This window comes from uncultured Methylibium sp. (assembly GCF_902826655.1).
Lineage (GTDB): Bacteria > Pseudomonadota > Gammaproteobacteria > Burkholderiales > Burkholderiaceae_C > Methylibium.
Genome location: NZ_CADEFR010000007.1, coordinates 47,777 through 66,208, shown reverse-complemented (window position 1 = coordinate 66,208; position 18,432 = coordinate 47,777). Strand labels below are relative to the sequence as shown.

General features: G+C 72.4%; 14 protein-coding genes. 8 read left to right on the top strand and 6 right to left on the bottom strand.

Translation table 11 applies throughout. From position 1 onward, the window contains the following. Positions 1-85: 85 nt before the first annotated feature. Positions 86-961, top strand: a complete 876-nt coding sequence (locus tag QZV97_RS05255) for a diiron oxygenase (protein ID WP_295639567.1) — start codon at positions 86-88, stop codon at positions 959-961. Between the two features lie 12 nt (positions 962-973). Here the strand turns inward: QZV97_RS05255 and QZV97_RS05250 are convergent, their stop codons facing one another. After that, positions 974-1,621, bottom strand: a complete 648-nt coding sequence (locus tag QZV97_RS05250; protein WP_295639564.1) for a glutathione S-transferase — start codon at positions 1,619-1,621, stop codon at positions 974-976. Between the two features lie 80 nt (positions 1,622-1,701). Between QZV97_RS05250 and rfaE2 the strand changes: the two genes are divergently transcribed. Beyond that, complete coding sequence (gene rfaE2, locus QZV97_RS05245) at positions 1,702-2,181, top strand: D-glycero-beta-D-manno-heptose 1-phosphate adenylyltransferase (protein WP_295639561.1); 480 nt, start codon at positions 1,702-1,704, stop codon at positions 2,179-2,181. On the opposite strand, the gene rrtA is transcribed toward rfaE2, so the two are convergent. After that, a complete protein-coding gene (gene rrtA / locus QZV97_RS05240) occupies positions 2,178-2,780 on the bottom strand; it encodes a rhombosortase (protein ID WP_295639558.1) in 603 nt (200 codons plus the stop codon). The genes rfaE2 and rrtA overlap by 4 nt on opposite strands. Further along, the gene (gene glnE / locus QZV97_RS05235; protein ID WP_295639555.1) at positions 2,764-5,529 is read right to left on the bottom strand and encodes a bifunctional [glutamate--ammonia ligase]-adenylyl-L-tyrosine phosphorylase/[glutamate--ammonia-ligase] adenylyltransferase; all 2,766 of its coding nucleotides are present in this window, start codon (positions 5,527-5,529) and stop codon (positions 2,764-2,766) included. Before glnE ends, rrtA begins: the two co-directional genes overlap by 17 nt. Before the next feature lie 135 nt (positions 5,530-5,664). Between glnE and QZV97_RS05230 the strand changes: the two genes are divergently transcribed. Together QZV97_RS05230 and QZV97_RS05225 are read left to right on the top strand one after the other, a co-directional pair. Then, positions 5,665-9,993, top strand: a complete 4,329-nt coding sequence (locus QZV97_RS05230; RefSeq protein WP_295639548.1) for a YhdP family protein — start codon at positions 5,665-5,667, stop codon at positions 9,991-9,993. Further along, positions 9,990-10,811, top strand: coding sequence for a carbon-nitrogen hydrolase family protein (locus QZV97_RS05225; RefSeq protein ID WP_295639545.1), 822 nt, complete (start codon positions 9,990-9,992; stop codon positions 10,809-10,811). The genes QZV97_RS05230 and QZV97_RS05225 overlap by 4 nt, the downstream gene beginning before the upstream one ends. Before the next feature lie 3 nt (positions 10,812-10,814). Here QZV97_RS05225 and QZV97_RS05220 read toward each other — a convergent pair whose 3' ends face one another. Genes QZV97_RS05220 through QZV97_RS05210 form a run of 3 tightly spaced genes read right to left on the bottom strand, consistent with a single transcriptional unit; the run spans position 10,815 to position 14,609 of the window. Then, the gene (locus QZV97_RS05220) at positions 10,815-13,232 is read right to left on the bottom strand and encodes a xanthine dehydrogenase family protein molybdopterin-binding subunit (RefSeq protein ID WP_295639542.1); all 2,418 of its coding nucleotides are present in this window, start codon (positions 13,230-13,232) and stop codon (positions 10,815-10,817) included. Continuing rightward, entirely contained in the window at positions 13,229-13,741 is a 513-nt protein-coding gene (locus QZV97_RS05215) for a (2Fe-2S)-binding protein (protein ID WP_295639539.1), read from the bottom strand. Before QZV97_RS05215 ends, QZV97_RS05220 begins: the two co-directional genes overlap by 4 nt. A 13-nt stretch (positions 13,742-13,754) precedes the next feature. Next, a complete protein-coding gene (locus QZV97_RS05210) occupies positions 13,755-14,609 on the bottom strand; it encodes a xanthine dehydrogenase family protein subunit M (protein ID WP_295639536.1) in 855 nt (284 codons plus the stop codon). A 95-nt stretch (positions 14,610-14,704) separates the two neighbouring features. Between QZV97_RS05210 and QZV97_RS05205 the strand changes: the two genes are divergently transcribed. From QZV97_RS05205 to QZV97_RS05190, 4 genes are read left to right on the top strand one after another with little or no spacing between them, the layout of a single operon-like run. After that, on the top strand, positions 14,705-15,418 hold the full coding sequence (locus QZV97_RS05205; RefSeq protein ID WP_295639533.1) for a TetR/AcrR family transcriptional regulator: 714 nt from the start codon (positions 14,705-14,707) through the stop codon (positions 15,416-15,418). Positions 15,419-15,436: 18 nt separating this feature from the next. Beyond that, complete coding sequence (locus tag QZV97_RS05200; protein WP_295639530.1) at positions 15,437-15,880, top strand: VOC family protein; 444 nt, start codon at positions 15,437-15,439, stop codon at positions 15,878-15,880. Between the two features lie 5 nt (positions 15,881-15,885). Next, positions 15,886-17,121, top strand: a complete 1,236-nt coding sequence (locus QZV97_RS05195) for an FAD-dependent monooxygenase (protein WP_295639527.1) — start codon at positions 15,886-15,888, stop codon at positions 17,119-17,121. Positions 17,122-17,181: 60 nt separating this feature from the next. Beyond that, complete coding sequence (locus QZV97_RS05190; RefSeq protein WP_295639524.1) at positions 17,182-18,426, top strand: ABC transporter substrate-binding protein; 1,245 nt, start codon at positions 17,182-17,184, stop codon at positions 18,424-18,426. The last annotated feature ends 6 nt before the right edge of the window (positions 18,427-18,432 follow it).

Sequence of the window (18,432 nt, the reverse complement as noted above, 5' to 3'; positions counted from 1 at the left end):
CGCGTACCGAAGGGCCGCCGGCGAATTCGTGACGGTGCTGTCACGACCGCCACCTACAATCATTTCAGCTCAACGAGGGGCCGTCATGCTTTACCCCGAACTCTTCAAGCAACTCGAATCGGTGCGCTGGAACATGGACAAGGACATTCCTTGGGCCGCGTTCGACGGCGATCGCCTGTCCGACGAGCAGGCGACGACGATCAAGATGAACGCCATCACCGAGTGGGCGGCGTTGCCGGCCACCGAGATGTTCCTGCGTGACAACAAGGACGACAGCGACTTCTCGGCCTTCATGAGCGTCTGGTTCTTCGAGGAGCAGAAGCATTCGCTCGTGCTGATGGAGTACCTGCGTCGCTTCCGGCCCGAGTTCGTGCCGACCGAAGCCGAGCTGCACGAAGTGCGCTTCGAGTTCGACCCTGCGCCCGCGCTCGAGACCCTGATGCTGCATTTCTGCGGCGAGATCCGCCTCAACCACTGGTACCGCCGCGCGGCCGAATGGCACACCGAGCCGGTCATCAAGGCGATCTACGAGACCCTGGCCCGCGACGAGGCCCGCCACGGCGGCGCCTACCTGCGCTACATGAAGCGCGCGATGCAGAAGTTCGGCGACGAGGCCAAGGCCGCCTTCACCAAGGTCGGCGTGCTGATGGCCAGCGCGCGCCGCACGGCGCAGGCACTGCACCCGACCAACCTGCACGTCAACACCAAGCTGTTCCCGCGCGACACCATCCAGTCGCGCCTGCCCAACCCCGAGTGGCTCGAGGCCTGGCTGGACAAGCAGATCCAGTTCGACGCGGTCTGGGAGAACAAGGTCGTCGAGCGCATCCTGCACAACCTCAGCCTGCTGATGGAGCGCAGCTTCGCCAGCGTGCAGGAGCTCAATCGCTACCGCAAGGAACTGGCGCAGCAGCTCGCTGCAGCTGCGCAGGGTGGGCAACAGCCCGGCGCCCAGCCGGCCTGATCCGCCCGCCGATCAGACCGACTTGAGCGGCACCTGGTTGGCCTTGCGGTCGGCCGCGACGCGCTGGGCGCTCGGGCGCTGCTCGATCAGGCGCACGTAGGACTTCCAGTCGATACCTGCCTCGGCGACCAGGTCCTGCCCGTAGATCGCCCGCGTGGCCAGCGCGGCCAGCGGCAGGTGCACGTAGGCCGCGCAGTCCGCCAGCGTGAACTGCTCGCCGGCCACGTACGGCGCGAAGCGCGACAGCTGCTTCGTGGCAGCGATCGCCTTCTCGACCTGCGGCCGCACGCGCTCGAGGTACTTCTCCGGCAGCGGCGAGTTGAAGAAGGCCTGCGGATAGAGCTGGCGCACCGACAACTCCAGGTGCAGTTCCAGGAAGGTGTTCAGTTCCCGGACCTTCGCCGCCTGCCACGGGTCGGCCGGCACCAGCGGCGGGTTCGGGTAGGTGAGTTCGAGCCAGTCGATGATCACCGCGCTCTCGGCGAGCGGCCCGTCGGGCGTCTCCAGGTAGGGGATCTTGCCGAGCGGCGAGCAGGCCAGCACGTCGGCGCCGCCACCGGTCTTGACCAGCTTCTCCTCGAAGGGAACGCCCTTCTCCAGCAGGACCAGCTTGACCTTGTTGTAGTAGTTGGACAGCGCAAAGCCGCACAGCGTGATCATCGAGAGCGCTCCTTCGTCGGGTGCCGCAGTCTAGAAGGCCGGGGCGCTCGCTGGCTGCCGCAGACGCGACAATGCGTGACATGGAGTGGCCGGCCTTCTACGACAAGCTCTGCCCGCGCGAGGCGCTGGCGGCGCGGCTGGCGGTGCTGCCGCGGCCGCTGGTCTTCACCAACGGGGTGTTCGACCTGCTGCACCGCGGCCACGTCAGCTATCTCGCCCAGGCGCGCGCGCTGGGCGCGAGCCTGGTGATCGGCCTGAACAGCGACACCTCGGCGCGTGGTCTCGGCAAGGGCCCGGACCGGCCGCTCAATGCCGAGGCCGATCGCGCCGTGGTGCTCGCGGCGCTCGAGAGCGTCAGCCTGGTCACGCTCTTCGATGAGGCGACGCCGGTCGAGCTGCTGCGTCTCGTGCGCCCCGACATCTACGTGAAGGGCGGCGACTACGACATGGAGACGCTGGCCGAGACCGCGCTGGTGCGCAGCTGGGGCGGCCGCTCGCTGGCGCTGCCCTTCGTCGACGGCTACTCGACCACCGCGCTGGTGCGACGCATCCGCCATTAGCGGCGCCGGCCGGGCAGCAGGCAGACCAGTGCCAGCGCGGTGCCGGCCAGCGCGCCGGTCGCATGCGCCAGCGGCGCCACCGCGATGTCCCAGCCGTCGGGCTGCTGCAGCGGGCCGCGCCACGGCGCTTCAGCGAGCAGCTTGACGACCACCACGGCGGCGATCGCTCCGCCGAGCAGGCGCTCGCCGCGCGCGGACCGCAGCAGCATCGCCGTGGCCGCCACCGCGACGCCGGCGTGCAGCACGCCCGACAGTCCGCCGTAGCGCGTCAGCTCCGGCATCGCCAGCAGGCCCAGGTGCGTCGCCGGCCAGGCCAGCGCCCAGGCGACCGCGGCGCGCACCGGCAGCCGGGCGGTCACGCCGAGTGCGACCACCAGCACCGCACCGCTCAGGTTGGCCAGCAGGTGCAACCTGCTCAGGTGCACCCAGGCGGCACTCCACCAGCGCCACGGCTGATCCCACCAGAGCGCCGGATCCCAAGACAGCGTGCGGGCCGCGGTCGCGCTGTCGAAGACCCCCAGGGCCGGCAGTGCCAGCAGGGCGCCGACCGCGCACCAGGCGATGCTTCCGAGCCGTCGCGACTCAGCCGAAGACGGCACGGCTCAGCGCCTGCACCGCCGCGCGCTCGGCGGCGAAGGCCTGCACGTCGAACTGCGTCGGCGCCTCGTCGAGCCGTGCGCGGTGCTGGGCCCGGCGCAGCTCGCGGTAGGCGTCGGCGGCGGCATTGCCGACGCCCGCCGGCAGCAGCGACAGCTGCTCGGCCAGGCGCAGCAGCGCGATGTTGCCGATGTCGTCGCGCAGCCCGGCGTGCCGTGCGCTGTGCGCCAGCACCAGGACCTGCACCGCGAACTCGACATCCATCATGCCGCCCTCGCCGTGCTTCACGTCGAACAGCAGCTGCCCGTCGCGACGCGGCGCGGGGTGCGCCGCGCGGACGCGCTCGCGCATCGCGCTCACTTCCTGGCGCAGTGCATCGGGATCCCGCACCGCCGCCAGTACGCCGCGGCGCGCCGCCTCGACGCGCGGCGCCAGCGTGGCATCGCCCGCGCACCAGCGGGCCCGCGTGATGGCCTGGTGCTCCCAGGTCCACGCCGTGTTGCTGCCGCGGCCGGCCTGGTAGCGCTCGAACGCGCCGATCGAGGTGACCAGCAGCCCCGAGTTGCCGTTGGGTCGCAGCGCCGTGTCGATGTCGAACAGGTCGCCCGCGGCCGTGCGCAGGGTCAGCCAGGTGATCAGCTTGCGTACGAAGGCGGCATAGACCTCGGCCGCCTTGTCGGGATCGGCCTCGTCGGCATCGTCGTAGAGGAAGACGACGTCCAGGTCCGAGCCGTAGCCCAGTTCCTTGCCGCCCAGCTTGCCGTAGGCCACGACGGCCAGGCGCGGGGCCTCGCGGTGGCGCTGCTTCAGGTGCTGCCACGCCCAGCGGATCGTGCAGTCCAGCGTGGCGTCGGCCAGCGCCGACAGGTCGTCGGCGACCTGCTCGACCGTCAGCTGGCCCTCGACGTCGCGCACCAGCGTGCGGAAGACCTCGGCGTGGTGGGCGCGGCGCAGCGTGTCGAGCAGCGCCTCCTCGTCGGCCTGGCCGCCGCGCGTCCAGGCGCTGTGGCGCTCGTTCAGGTCGCGCAGGAAGGCGACGCGGTCGAAGCGGCCCTGCAGCGCGCGGGCGTCGGCCAGTTCGTCGATCACGCCGGGGTGGCGCATCAGGTAGCGCATCGGCCACTTGGCCAGCCCCAGCAGACGCAGCAGGCGCCCCAGCACCTCGGGCCGCTCGGCCAGCAGCGCGAGGTAGCTCTCGCGGCGCAGCAGCGGCTCGATCCAGTCGATGAAGCGCAGCACCGCCTGCTGCGGCTCGGCCGGCCCGGCCGGCAGCTCGTCCGACAGCATCGCCGCGCGACCGATCAGCTTGGCCAGCCGCGTGCGCGTCTCGTCGCGCAGCATCGCCACCTTGGGGCCGGCCGCGAAGTGGCGCACGCGTTCGGCGACTTCGGGCGGCAGCCGCTCGAGGAAGGCTTCGCTGTCCAGTGCCGGCGGCGGCCCGCCGCAGTTGCGGCAACCCTCGGGGGCACTGCCACTGCGGCCGTCGTGGAGCAGCGCGTCGAACTCGGTGGCGACGAACTCGCGGTGCCCGCACAGGCGGTCCAGCAGCTCGCAGGCGTCGGCGTTGCATTCCAGACGCATCGACCGGCCGATCCACGCCAGGTCGGCGTCCTCGGTCGGCAGCAGGTGGGTCTGGCGGTCGTCGAGGTACTGGATGCGGTGCTCGACCTGGCGCAGGAAGCGGTAGGCCTCGGCCAGCCGCACGGCGGTCTCGGGCTTCATCACGCCGACGGCGACGAGCCGGTCCAGCGCCTTCAGCGTCGAGCGCGTGCGCAGCTCGGGGAACTGGCCGCCCCGCACGACCTGCAGCAGCTGCACGATGAACTCGATCTCGCGGATGCCGCCGCGCGAGAGCTTCACGTCGTTGGCGCGCTCGGGCCGCCCGGCGGCGCGCTTCGCCGCCTCTTCGCGGATCTTGCGGTGCAGCTGACGCAGGCCCTCGAACACGCCGTAGTCGAGGTAACGGCGGTAAACGAAGGCAACGACGAGGTCGCGCAGCGGCAGCGCCTCGCCGCTGGTCATCGCCGCGGCGGGCGCGACGACGCGGCTCTTGAGCCATGCGAAGCGTTCCCACTCGCGGCCCTGCACGAGGAAGTACTCCTCGAGCATCGCCAGGCTCACGACCGCCGGCCCGGAGTTGCCGTTGGGTCGCAGCGCCAGGTCGACGCGGAACACCTGGCCGTCGTCGGTGACGTCGCCGATCAGCGCGTACAGCGAGCGCGCGACCTGGCTGAAGTACTCGTGCGCGCTGATCACGCCCTGGCCGTCGGCGCGACCGGCGGTCGGCACGTCGTCCTCGTAGACGTAGATCAGGTCGATGTCGGACGACACGTTGAGCTCGTGCGCGCCCAGCTTGCCCATGCCGACGACCCAGAAGGCCGAGCGCCGTCCGTCCGGCTTCAAGGGAGCGCCGTGCCTCGCGTCCTGCTCGGCGAAGGCGGCGGCCAGGGCGCGGTCGAGCGTCACTTCGGCCAGCTCGCTCATCGTGCGCGTCACGGCCTCGAGCGGCGCCTGCTGCTCAACGTCCAGCACCGCCAGGCGCTCGATCACCACGTGCCGCGCGACGCGCAGCGCGGCCGGCAGTGGCTGGCCGCCGGCGACCAGCGCGTCGATCAGCGCGTCGATCGCTTCGCGGGCCGGCACGCCGGGCCCGAGCAGCGTCAGCGCATCGGCATAGCGGCGGCGGATGCGCTGCACGAAGCGCGAGTGCAGCGCGCCGTTCGTGCAGGCCGTGTCAACGGGGGAACGCATCGCGGCCGTTCCAGTCTGTGCTAGGGTGCCGCGCGCCGACGCTGCGAGTCGACGCCGAGCGCTCGACCCTGCGGCCCGGGCCGGCGTTCTCCCGGCGCCTGCGGCTGCGCTGCGTTACCGATATCCCACCGACCGATGCCGTCCATCCCACCTCCAGTCACCGTGGCCCCCGCCGGCCTGGCCGCCGGCATGCCGCGCCGACGCAGCGGCTGGGGCAGGGTGTGGCGGTGGTCCCTGGCGGGTCTGCTGCTCGTCGCGAGCATCGTGGTCGCGGCCTGGCTCCTTCTCGTGGCCGCGATTCTGCCGCGGATCGAGCACTGGCGCCCCGACTTGGAGAAGCGCGCCACTCAGGCATTGGGGGTGCCGGTGCGCATCGGTGCGATCGAAGTCACGAACGGCGGCGCTGCGTGGCACTGGGCGCGCGGGCTGACCCTGCACGACGTGGTGCTGCTCGAGGCGCCGCGGCCTGGCGAACCCGCCGACGCCGCAGCGCGCGAAGCGCTGCGCCTGCCCACCGTTCAGGTGGCGTTGTCGCCGGCGTCGCTGCTGCCCGGCTGGGACGGTCGCTGGCGCCTGCGCTTCGAGCAGCTGCTGATCGACGGCGCGCGGCTCGAGCTGCGCCGCGACGCGGCCGGCCGGATCTGGGTCGCGGGCCTCGCGACCTCGGCCGGGCCCGGCGACGGCAGTGCGGCCGACTGGTTCTTCAGCCAGCACGAGTTCGCGATCCGCAACGGCACGCTGGTGTGGACCGACGAGTTGCGCGGCGCGCCGCCGCTGGCGCTGAGCGCCGTCGACCTGGTCGTGCGCAACGGCGTGCGCCGGCACGAGCTGCGGCTCGACGCCACGCCGCCGGCGGCCTGGGGCGAGCGCATCTCGCTGCGCGGTCGCTTCGTGCAGCCGCTGCTGGGCGCGGCCGGCGAGCGCGCCAGCGGCCTGCTGGCCCGGCCGGGCGAGTGGCGGCGCTGGCGCGGCACGCTCTACGCCGACTTGCCGGACACCGACATCGAACCCCTGCGCCAGGCGATCGACCTGCCCTATGACCTGAGCCGCGGCGCCGGCGCGCTGCGTGCCTGGGTCGAGGTCCGCGACGCCGAGCCGGTCGCCGCGACGGTGGACATGGCGCTGCGCGACGTCGTTCTCAAGCTGGCCGCGGACACCGAGCCGCTCGCGTTCTCGCAGATCGGCGGTCGCCTCAGCGGCCGCTTCGACGCCCGCGACGGCGGCGAACTGCAGGCCCGCGGCTTCAGCTTCACCACCGCCGATGGCCTCGGCTGGCCGGCCGGCGACGCCGACCTGCGCTGGCGCGTCGGCGCCGACGGCGCGGCGGCGGGCGGCGAGTTCAAGGCCGGGCGGCTCGACCTCGCCTTGCTGGCCCAGGTGACCGAACGACTGCCGGCGGCCTGGATCGGCGCGCCGTTGAGGACGCGGGTCGCGGACCTGGCCCCGGGCGGCATCGCCAGCCAGGTCGAGGCGCGCTGGGAGGGCCCGCCGGCGCAGCCGCGGCGCTATCGCGTGCAGGCGAGCCTGCGCGGCCTCAGCCTCGCGCCGCAGTCCGCGGCGGCGAGTGCGCCCGAGGCCACGGCCTCGTCGCCGCCGATCGGTCGCCCGGGCGTGCAGGGCGTCGACATCGACTTCAACGCGACCGAGGCCGGTGGCGAAGCCCGCGTCGCGATGAAGGACGGGGCCCTCGACTTCCCCGGCGTGTTCGAGCTGCCGCGCATCGCGCTCGACAGCCTGGGCGGCAACCTGGCCTGGCGCATCGACGCCGGCGGCGACGGTGCGCCGCCGCGGGTCGAGCTGCGCGCCCGGGAGCTGCGCTTCGCCAACGCCGACACGGCCGGCCAGTTCGACGCCACCTGGTCGACCGCGCCGCCGCGCGCCGATGGCAGCGGCCGCCTGCCCGGCACGCTGGACCTGAGCGGCCGGCTCGACCGCGCCGAGGCGACCCGCGTCGCGCGCTACCTGCCGCTGGGCGTGTCGGCCGACGCGCGTCGCTACGTGGAGCGTGCCGTGCAGGCCGGCCACGCGAGCGCGGTCGACTTCAAGGTGCGGGGCAACCTGCGCGACTTTCCGTTCGGTGACAAGGCGGGCGACAAGGCCGGCGACCCAAAGGCGAATGCCAAGCCCGGCCTCAAGCCGCCGCCCTCGGGCGAGTTCCGCATCGCCGCGCAGCTGGAAGGCGTGCGCTTCGCCTTCGTGCCGGGCGACCCCGACTGGAACGGCGAGCCCGAGGCGCGCGGGCGCCCCTGGCCGGCCTTCACCGACGTCAAGGGCGAGCTGGTGTTCGACCGGCGCTCGATGGCGCTCAACAAGGTCCAGGGGCGGCTCGGCAGCGTCGGCAGCGGCAGCTTCGAGGTCCAGCGCGTGCAGGGCGGGATCCGCGAGCTGGGGCACGAGGCCGCGCTGACGATCGAGGGCGGGGGCCGCGGCCCGCTGGCCGATGCGCTGCGCTTCGTCGACGCCACGCCGATCGGCGGCTGGATCGGCGGCGCACTGTCCCAGGTCGGCACGGGCCCGGCCCAGGCGCCGGTCGACCTGCAGCTGGCCCTGAGCATCCCTCTGCACCACAGCCGCGACACCACAGTGCGCGGCAGCCTGGCGTTGGCCGGCAACGACCTGAAGCTGCGGCCGGAGCTGCCGATGCTCGCGGGCGCGAAGGCGCGCATCGCCTTCACCGAGCGCAGCTTCACGCTCGCCGGCGGCAGCGCCCGCGTGCTGGGCGGCGAGGCCGCCTTCGACGGCGGCAGCCAGGCCGACGGCAACCTGCGCTTCAACGTGCAGGGCAGCGCCAGCGCCGAGGGCCTGCGCCGTGCCGGCGAGCTGGGCGCGCTGTCGCGGGCGGCCGCGCAGTTCAGCGGACAGACGACCTACCGGCTCGCGCTCGGCTTCGTGCGTGGCCAGGCCGAGTGGCAGTTCAGCAGCAACCTCGTCGGCCTGGGGCTCGACCTGCCGGCACCGCTGCGCAAGACCGCCGAGCAGCCGCTGCCGCTGCGCGTGCAGGCCAGCCTGCTGGCCGACGGGGGCGTCGGGCCGGCGCGCGACCAGCTGCGCGTCGAGCTCGGCGCCGACGGCGCTCGCCTGCTGCAGGCCACATGGACGCGCGAGCTGACCGCCGACGGTGCGCGCGTGCTCCGCGGCGGCATCGGCGTGCAGGACAGCATGCCGCAGCCCGCCGAGGGCGTCGCGGCGAACGTCAATCTCGCCCGGCTCGACGTCGATGCCTGGCAGCGCATCGCCGAAAGCTGGGGCGGGCCCGGCGGCGACAGCGGCTACGCGCCGGGCACGCTGGCGCTGCGCGTGCAGGAGTTCATCGGCGGCGGGCGGCGCCTGAACCGGGTCGTGGTCGGCCTGTCGCGCGGCGGTCCCGGCGACGAAGGCCTGTGGCGCGCCAACCTCGACGCCGCGGAGCTGAACGGCTATGCCGAATACCGGCCGCCCGGCACGCGCAGCGGCGAGGCGGCCGGCCGCGTCTATGCGCGGCTCGCGCGGCTGTCGCTGCCCAAGAGCGAGGCCGACGCGGTCAGCAGCCTGCTCGAGCAGGCCTCGCCGACCAGCGTGCCGGCGCTCGACATCGTCGTCGAGGACCTCGACCTGAACGGCAAGCGCCTGGGCCGCGTCGAGATCGAGGCGCAGAACCGCGCGGCCGATCCGGGTGCGGAGTCGGCGCGCGAGTGGCGACTCGGCAAGTTCCGGCTCGTCACGCCCGAGGCCCAGTTCAACGCCACCGGCCAATGGGCGCCGGCGACGGCCGGCGGCGGCGCGCGTCGCCGCGCGGTGATGGACTTCGGCCTCGACATCGCCGACAGCGGTGCGCTGCTGACGCGGCTGGGCTACGCCGGCGTGGTGCGCGGCGGCAAGGGGCGGCTGTCCGGGCAGATCGGCTGGCTGGGATCGCCGCTGTCGATCGACCTGCCCAGCCTGGGCGGGCAGGTCAACGTGGAGCTCGAGGGCGGGCAGTTCCTGCAGGCCGAGCCGGGCATCGCCAAGCTGCTGGGCGTGCTGAGCCTGCAGGCGCTGCCGCGCCGGCTGCTGCTGGACTTCCGCGACGTGTTCGAGCAGGGCTTCGTGTTCGACGGCATCGGCGGCGACGTCGCCATCGCCGATGGCGTGGCCAGCACCCGCCACCTGCGCATGCGCGGCGTGCAGGCGGTCGTCCTGATGGAAGGCAGCGCCGACATCGCCCGCGAGACCCAGGACCTGCGCGTCTGGGTCGTGCCGGAGATCAATGCCGGCACTGCCTCGCTGGCCGTGGCCGCGATCAACCCGGCGGTCGGCATCGGCTCCTTCCTCGCGCAGCTGTTCCTGCGCCGGCCGCTGATCGAGGCCGGGACGCGCGAGTTCCGCGTCACCGGCCCCTGGGCGCACCCCAAGGTCGACCGGGTCGAGCGCAAACTCGGCGACGCGATGCCGAACGCGGATGCGGCCAGCGCCGCGCCCGCCGCGCCCGTGAAGGAGAACCGATGAAGATCGCCGCCGTGCAGATGGTGTCCACGCCCGAGGTGGCGCAGAACCTGGCGCGCGCCCGCGCGCTGGTCGGCGAGGCCGCCGCCGGCGGCGCGGAGCTGGTCGCGCTGCCCGAGTACTTTTGCCTGATGGGCCTGCGCGACACCGACAAGCTGGCCCACGCCGAAGCCGAGGGCGACGGCCCGATCCAGCAGGCGCTCGCCGCGATGGCGCGCGAGCACCGCGTCTGGCTGGCCGGCGGCACGCTGCCGCTGCGCATCGCCGGCCGCAGCGACCGCGTGCTGAACACCACGCTGGTGTTCGGGCCGCACGGCGGCCGCGTCGCGCGCTACGACAAGGTCCACCTCTTTCGCTTCGACGACGGCGAGCGGCGCTACGACGAGGCGGCCACGCTGCAGGCCGGCAGCGAGCCCGTGGCCTTTGCGCTCACCGACCGGAGCGGCCGCAGCTGGCGCGTCGGTCTGAGCATCTGCTACGACCTGCGCTTCCCCGAGCTCTACCGCGCGCTGATGACCCCGCCCTGCGACCTGCTGCTCGTGCCGGCCGCCTTCACCCACCCGACCGGGCAGGCGCACTGGGAGCTGCTGCTGCGCGCCCGCGCGGTCGAGAACCAGTGCGTCGTGCTGGCGCCGGCGCAGGGCGGCCGCCACGAGAACGGCCGTCGCACCTGGGGCCACAGCCTCGCCGTCGGCCCCTGGGGCGAGGTGCTGGCGGTGCGCCAGGAGGACGGCGAGGGTGTGGTGCTGGCGACGCTGGATGCCGAAAGGATCGCGCAGGTCCGGGCGCAGTTGCCGGCGCTGGCGCACCGGGTGCTCTGACGCTCAGCCCACCTTGCCCAGCGCCCGCAGGATCTTCTCGGGCGTGATCGGCTGCGAGGCGACGCGCGCGTTCAGCGGCGCCAGCGCGTCGTTGATCGCATTCATCACCGCGGCCGGCGCGCCGGCGGTGCCGGCCTCGCCGGCGCCCTTGGCGCCGAGCAGCGAGCTCCGGGTCGGTGTCTGCACATGCGCGACGACGATGTCAGGCATCTCGGCAGCCATCGGCACCAGGTAGTCGGCCATGCTGCCGTTCTTCATCGTGCCGTGCTCGTCGTACAGGCATTCCTCGAACAGCACGCCGCCGATGCCCTGCACGATCGCGCCGCGCATCTGTTCGTCCACCAGCATCGGGTTGATGACGCGGCCGCAGTCCTCCACGCACCAGTGGCCCAGCAGCTTGACGAAGCCGGTGTCGGCGTCGACCTCCACGTAGCTGACCTGCACGCCGTTGGTGAAGATGAAGGGGTAGTCGCGCTGCGCGTAGTGGCGCGTGACCATCAGCTCGGGCGTGTAGTCCTTGGGCAGCGTGTCGCTGCGGAAGTAGGCGATGCGGCCCAGCTCGGCCAGCGGCAGCAGTTCTTCGCCGGTCTTCTCGTCGAGCACCGCGCCGCGACGCAGGATCAGGCCGGACGCGTCGTCGCGCTGGAGGATCACCGCCGCGGTCTTCAGAATGTTGGCGCGCAGCGCCAGCCCGGCCTGCAGCACCGCCTCGCCGCCCACGCCCGCGCCGCGGCTGGCCCAGGTGCCGCCGCCATAGGGCGTGACATCGGTGTCGCTGGTGACCACGCGCACGCGGCCGATGTCCACGCCCACCGCGTCGGCCGCGATCTGCAGGTAGATGGCCTCGGTGCCCTGGCCTTGTTCGCCGACGCTGGACAGCAGCGTGACCGCGCCGCTCGGCTCGAGCCGCATCGTCGCGCCGTCCTGCGACGCGATGCGCGCGCCGCCGACGCCGTAGAAGGCCGCGCTCGGGTTGGTCAGCTCGATCACCGTCGCGAGGCCGATGCCGCGGTAGATGCCCTTGGCGCGCAGGGTGGCCTGCTCGGCGCGCAGCGCCTCGTAGCCGCACAGCTCGCGCGCCTTGGCCAGGCAGGCCTCGTGCGACAGCACCTCGAGCTTGATGCCGGAGGCACCGGTCGCCGGATAGGCGTCGTCCGGGATCACGTTCTTCAGCCGGATCGCCAGCGGGTCCATGCCGATCTTGGCGGCCACGCCGTCGACCAGCGCCTCGGTCACCGCGCAGGCGATCGGGTGGCCGACGCCGCGGTACTGGCAGGTCGGGGTCTTGTTCTGGAACACGACCTTCAGTGCCGCGCGGTAGTCCTTGTGCTTGTAGGGTCCGCCGGTCAGGTTGACGACCTGGTTGCCTTCGATGCCGCTGGTGCGCGGGAACATGCTGAAGGGGCCGATGCCGGTGAGGTCGTCGATCTCGAAGGCCAGGATCTCGCCGTCCCGGGTGGCAGCGATGCGCGCCTTGATGCGGTGCTCGCGCGCGTGGATGTCGGAGACGAAGCTCTCCAGCCGGTCGGCGACGAACTTGACCGGCCGGCCGAGGATCAGGCTGATCGCCACCGTCGCGAAGTCGTCGGGATAGGCGTGCACCTTGATGCCGAAGCTCCCGCCGACGTCCTTGCACAGCACGCGGACCTGCTCTTCCTTCAGGTCGAACTGGCGGCAGTAGAGGTCCTGCATCATGTGCGGCGCCTGGAAGCTGTGCCAGACGGTGAGCTTGCCCTCTGCCAAACAGCGACCCGGATTCCAGTCGGCGATCTGGCAACGCGGCTCCAGCGTCACCCCGGTGTGGCGGCCGAAGACATAGGTCTCCTCGAACACCGCGTCGGCGCGCGCGAAGGCGGCGTCGACGTCGCCGACATTCAGCTTGCGCTCGAAGCACAGGTTGTCGCCCAGCTCCGGGTGGATCACCGGGGTGGCCGCATCGAGCGCGGTCTCGGTGTCGACCACCGCGGGCAGCTCTTCCCAGTCGACGACCAGGTGCTGCAGCGCGTCCTCGGCCTGCACGCGGGTCTCGGCGGCGATCGCGACCACCGGCTCGCCCTGCCAGACGGCGCGATCGATCGCCAGCGGGTACTCGGGCGCACTCTTGATGCCGGCCAGGTGGGCCAGCGTCGCCACCCAGGGCTTGCAGATGCGCGCCAGGTCCGGGCCGGTGAAGACACCGACCACGCCGGGCATCTTGCGCGTCACGGCCGCATCGATGCCGGTGATGCGCATGTGCGCGACCGGTGAGCGCCAGTACACGACATGCACCATGCGCGGCAGCTCGACGTCGTCGATGTACTGGCCGCGGCCCTGCACCAGCCGGCGCACGCCGTCGCGCGGCACCGACTCGCCGATGTGGCGCTGGTCCTCGGTGACGTCGTCCAGCTCGCGGACGAAGGGCGCTTCGCGGGGGCTGTTCATGCGGTGGCCTCCTCGCCGAGCTTGCCGGCCTTCTGCAAGGCCAGCACGTCGCAGACCGCATCGACGATCGCGTGGTAGCCGGTGCAGCGGCAGTAGTTGCCGCTCATCCAGCCGCGCACCTCTTCGCGGCCGGCGTCGGGGCGCTGCTCGACCAGCTCCAGCGCGGCCATCAACATGCCCGAGGTGCAGTAGCCGCACTGCAGCGCGTTGCGTGCGATGAAGGCGTCCTGCAAGGCGCGCAGCCGTGGTGACGGCGTCGGCGTCTCCACCGTCTCGACCCGTCGGCCGTCGGCCTGCACCGCCAGCACCAGGCAGCCGCGCACGATCTTGCCGTCCAGCCGCACCGTGCAGGCGCCGCAGACGCCGTGCTCGCAGCCGAGGTGGGCGCCCTTGAGTCCGCAGCTCTCGCGCAGGAAGTCGACCAGGTGGCGGCGCGGCTCGACCTCGCGCGTGACCGGGCTGCCGTTGATGTCGACGCGGATGCGTCGCGGGGGGATGTCGTGGGCCATCGTCGTCTCTCGTTCAGGCGCTCAGCCGCCGCAGCGCGCGCTTCATCAGCACCGCGGCGAGCTGGCGCTTGGTGTCGGGGCCGTTGGTCAGATCGCCCATCGGCTGCAGTTCGGCGCGCAGCGCGCGCTCGGCGTCGGCCAGCAGCGCGTCGTCGGGCGCCTTGCCGTGCAGCAGGGCCTCGGTCCTGGGTGCGCGCACCGGCCGGTCCTCGAGGCCGAGGAAGGCGAGCTTCACGTCCGAGAGCTTGCCGCCGCGCCACAGTGCGCGCGCCGCCAGGCCGGCGATCGCGTAGTCGCCATGGCGGCGCGCCAGTTCGTCGAAGCTCTGGCGCTCGTCGGGAGCGAGCAGCGGCACTTCGCAGGCGGCCAGCAGTTCGTCGGGCCGCAGCGCGGTGGTGTACAGGCCCTGGAAGAAGTCGCGCGCGGCGACCTTGCGTTCGCCGGTAGCGCTGCGCAGCACCAGCGTGGCGTCGAGCGCCAGCACGCAAGCCGGCCACTCGGCCGCCGGGTCTGCATAGGCCAGCGAGCCGCCGAAGGTGCCCAGGTTGCGGATCGCGCGGTGCGCGATGTGCGGGGCCGCCTGCGCCAGCAGCGGCGCGTGCTGCGCGACCAGCGCCGATGCCTCGATCTCGGTGTGCGTCGTCAGCGCGCCGATGCGCAGCAGCTTGCCGGCGACCGCGATGCCGCGCAGCTCGGCCAGCGCGTTGATGTCGATCAGCAGCGCCGGCTCCGACAGCCGCATGTTCAGCGTCGCCATCAGCGTCTGTCCGCCGGCCAGCAGGCGCGCGCCGTCGCCGTGCTGGCGCATCAGGTCGAAGACCTGCGGCAGCGACGCGGCGCGCACGACGTCGAATGAGGGGGCCTTCATCGGGAGCTCCGGAAGTGCGGCGGTCGGGACGCTGCGGGTTTGTCGGGATGCTCGCTATTGAGCAAGCGCTCAACAATGTTCGCAGTGTTGAGCAAATGGTAAATACAGCAAAAACCCGCCCCCCCCGCCAGGCCGCCGGTGCGCCGGTCCGCCAGCGCCTGAGCGCGGCCGACCGCGAGCAGCAGATCCTGCGCGGCGCGGTCGACTTCTTCGCGCGCCACGGCCTGGAGGCGCAGACGCGCGAGCTCGCCGCCGAGATCGGCGTTACCCACGCGCTGCTGTACCACTACTTTCCGACCAAGCAGGCGCTGATCGAGCGTGTCTACGAGACCGTGATCGCCAACCGCTGGGACGTGCGCTGGGAGGCGTTGCTCGACGGGCCGGGCGGCGTCGAGGACAAGCTCTGCGCCTTCTACGGCGAATACCTCCGCGCCATCCTCACGCCCGAGTGGCTGCGCATCTTCATGTACTCGGGCATGAGCGACGGCCTGATCCCGCAGCGCTACTTCGACCTGCTGCGCGAACGGCTGTTCCCGCGCGTGCTGCGCGAGGCGCGGCGCGCCCACGGCCTGACCGGCCGCGGCAAGCCTTCGGCACGCGAGGAGGCGCTGCTGATGGGCCTGCACGGCGGCCTGATCTACCAGCTCGGCATCCTGCCGCTGTGCTACGCGCAGCACTACCGCGGCGAGGGCGACGGCCCGCTGGTCGAGACCTACATCCGCGACCGCGTGCAGGGCTACCTGGCCCAGGCCGGCGTGTTGCTGGCGGAGCAGGCGGGCGACAAGCCGCGGCTCGCGCGCGCGGCCTGACCGCAGCAAGGAGCGACGATGGCATTGACGCTGAACCACTACTCGATCCGCTCGACCGACCTCGACGCCTGCCGGCGCTTCTACGAGGACGTGCTGGGCCTGAAGGTCGGCCCGCGTCCGGCCTTCGCCTTCCCGGGCCTGTGGCTGTACGAGGGCGACACCTCGGTCTGGGCCAACTCGGTGGTCCACATCATCGGCATCGACCGCAACGACCCCGAGGGCCTGAAGGCCTACCTCGGCGACCGCGACGAAGCGAGCCTCGAGGGCAGCGGCGCGATCGACCATGTCGCCTTCTTCGCCACCGGGCTGGCGGCGATGCGCGAGCGGCTCGAACGTCTGGGCGTGGCACGCCGGGAGCGCACCGTGCCCAACCTCGGTCTGCATCAGGTCTTCGTCGACGACCCGAACGGCGTGGTCATCGAACTCAACTACCCGGCGATCGAGGACGCCGCGAGGGCGTGACGGCGATGCATGCTGCGCGCATTCTCGTGGCCGGCGGCTCGCTCGGTGGCCTGATGGCCGCCAACGTGCTGCTGCGCGCGGGGCACGACGTGACGGTGCTCGAGAAGGCGAGCGCCTCGCTCGACGGCCGCGGCGCCGGCATCGTCACGCACCGTGGTCTGGTGACGGCCCTGCGCGCCGCCGGCGTGACGGTCGACGAGACGCTGGGCGTCGCCGTCGCCTCGCGCGTGGTGCTGGATGCGCAGGGAGATACCGTGGCGAGCGGCGACCATGCGCAGGTGCTGACGTCCTGGAGCCGGCTCTACGCCCTGCTGCTGGCGGCCCTGCCCGCCGAGCGCCACCGGCGCGGCTGCAGCGTCGCGCGGGTCGACCAGGACGGGCAGGCCGTGCGCGTGCACTGCGCCGGCGGCGAGCGCTTCGAGGCCGACCTGCTGGTCGCCTCCGACGGCATCCGCTCCGCGGTGCGCGCACAGCTGGCGCCCGCGGCGCAGGCCGAGTACGCCGGCTACGTCGCCTGGCGCGGCGTCTGCGACGAAGGGCTGCTGTCGCAGCGCACGCTGGACACGCTGTTCGACCACTTCGGTTTCGGCCTGCCGCGCGGCGAGCAGATGATCGGCTACCCCGTCGCCGGCCCCGGCAACGCGACCGCGCGCGGCCAGCGGCGCTACAACTTCGTCTGGTACCGCCCGGCCGACGAGGCCGTCGAGCTGAAGCGCCTGATGACCGATGCCGACGGCGTGCACCACGCCGCCGGCATCCCGCCGCACAAGGTGAGCTGGCACGAGGTCGCGCGCATGCGCGAGGCGGCCCGCGACCTGCTCGCGCCGCAGTGGGCCGAGGTGCTGGAGAAGACCGCGCAGCCATTCCTGCAGCCGATCCACGACCTGATGTCGCAGCAACTGGCCTTCGGCCGCGTCGCGCTGATGGGCGATGCGGCCTTCGTGGCGCGGCCGCATGTCGGCATGGGCGTGACCAAGGCCGGCGACGACGCGCTGGCGCTCTGCGCGGCGATCGCCGAACTCGGCGCCACGCCGCAGGCGCTGCAGCGCTACGAGTCGCAACGGCTGCCCGCGGGCCGCGCGGTGGTCGAGCGCGGCCGCCGCCTCGGGGCCTACATGCAGGCCCAGGGCGGCAGCGCCGCCGAGCGCGGCGCCGCCGAGACGGCCCGCGACGCCAGCACCGTGATGCGCGAAACCGCGATCGACCTGGCCGCCATGCGCGACGCGCCGGTGCCGGCCTGAGCCGCCCGAACCCGATCATCCACCCCAGAGACGACACCGTCCGCCCACAGGAGACCCGAGATGAGCACGACTTCCCCGAACCGTCGCCGCCGCCAGCTGATCGCGACCGGCGCCGCTGCGGCCGCCAGCCCGATGCTGTTCAACATCGCGCGCGCGCAGAGCGGCGAGCCGATCAAGATCGGCTTTCCGGTGCCGCTGACCGGGGCCTTCTCGGCCGAGGCACAGGACCAGGTGCGCGCCGCCGAACTGGCGGTGAAGGAATGGAACGAGGCCGGCGGCTTCAACGGCCGCAAGTGCGAGCTGCTGGTGCGCGACGACAAGCTCAACCCCGGCGAGGCGGCGACCCGCACGCTCGAGCTGATCGAGAAGGACAAGGTGAACTTCGTCGTCGGCTCGCTGTCGGCCGCGACCCAGCTGTCCATCAACGCGGTGTGCCGCGACCGCAAGATCATCTTCAACTCGATCAGCCAGTCCGACGCGATCAACGAGGCCAAGGACTGGAGCCTGTACACCTTCCACGAGGCGCTGAACCCGCACCTCACGGCCGGTGCGGTGGCGCGCTACTACTTCCCCAAGACCGGCAAGGGCGTGGTCTACCTGACCGCCGACTACGCCTACGGCCACGAGATGGTGCGCGGCTTCCAGCGGGCCGGCAACGCGCTGGGCATGAAGACGCTGGCCGACATCCGCCATCCGCTGGGCACGGCCGACTACTCGGCCTTCCTGCCGCGCATCCAGGCGCTCAAGCCCGACGTGCTGGTGCTGTGCAACTTCGGCCGCGACCTCGTCAACTCGGCCAAGCAGGCCACCGACTTCGGCATCAAGTCGGGCACCAAGATCATCACGCCGGTGCTGCTGTTCACCTCGCGGCTGGCCGGCGGCGCCGAGGCCTTCGAGGGCATCGGCGGCGGCACGTCCTACTACTGGGGCATGGAGGACAAGATCCCGTCCGCCAAGGCCTTCAACGACAAGTTCCGCAAGGCTTACGGCGGCGCGGTGCCCAGCGACTACGGCGCGCTCGGCTATGCCGGCATCCGCAGCGTGCTGCAGGCGGTGCTGAACGCCAAGTCCAGCGACTCGGTGCCGGTGTCGATCGCGCTGCGCCAGCTCAAGTACGACTGGTACAAGGGGCCGCAGCAGTACCGCAAGTGCGACCACCAGTCGATCCAGTCGGTGGTCATCGTCGAGAGCAAGTCCAAGGGCATGAAGGACAAGAACGACGTCTTCAACGTGATGGCCATCGAGCCGGCCGACGAGAAGAACCTGCGCAGCTGCGACGAGATGGGGCACAAGGTCAGCGCCTGAAGCCCT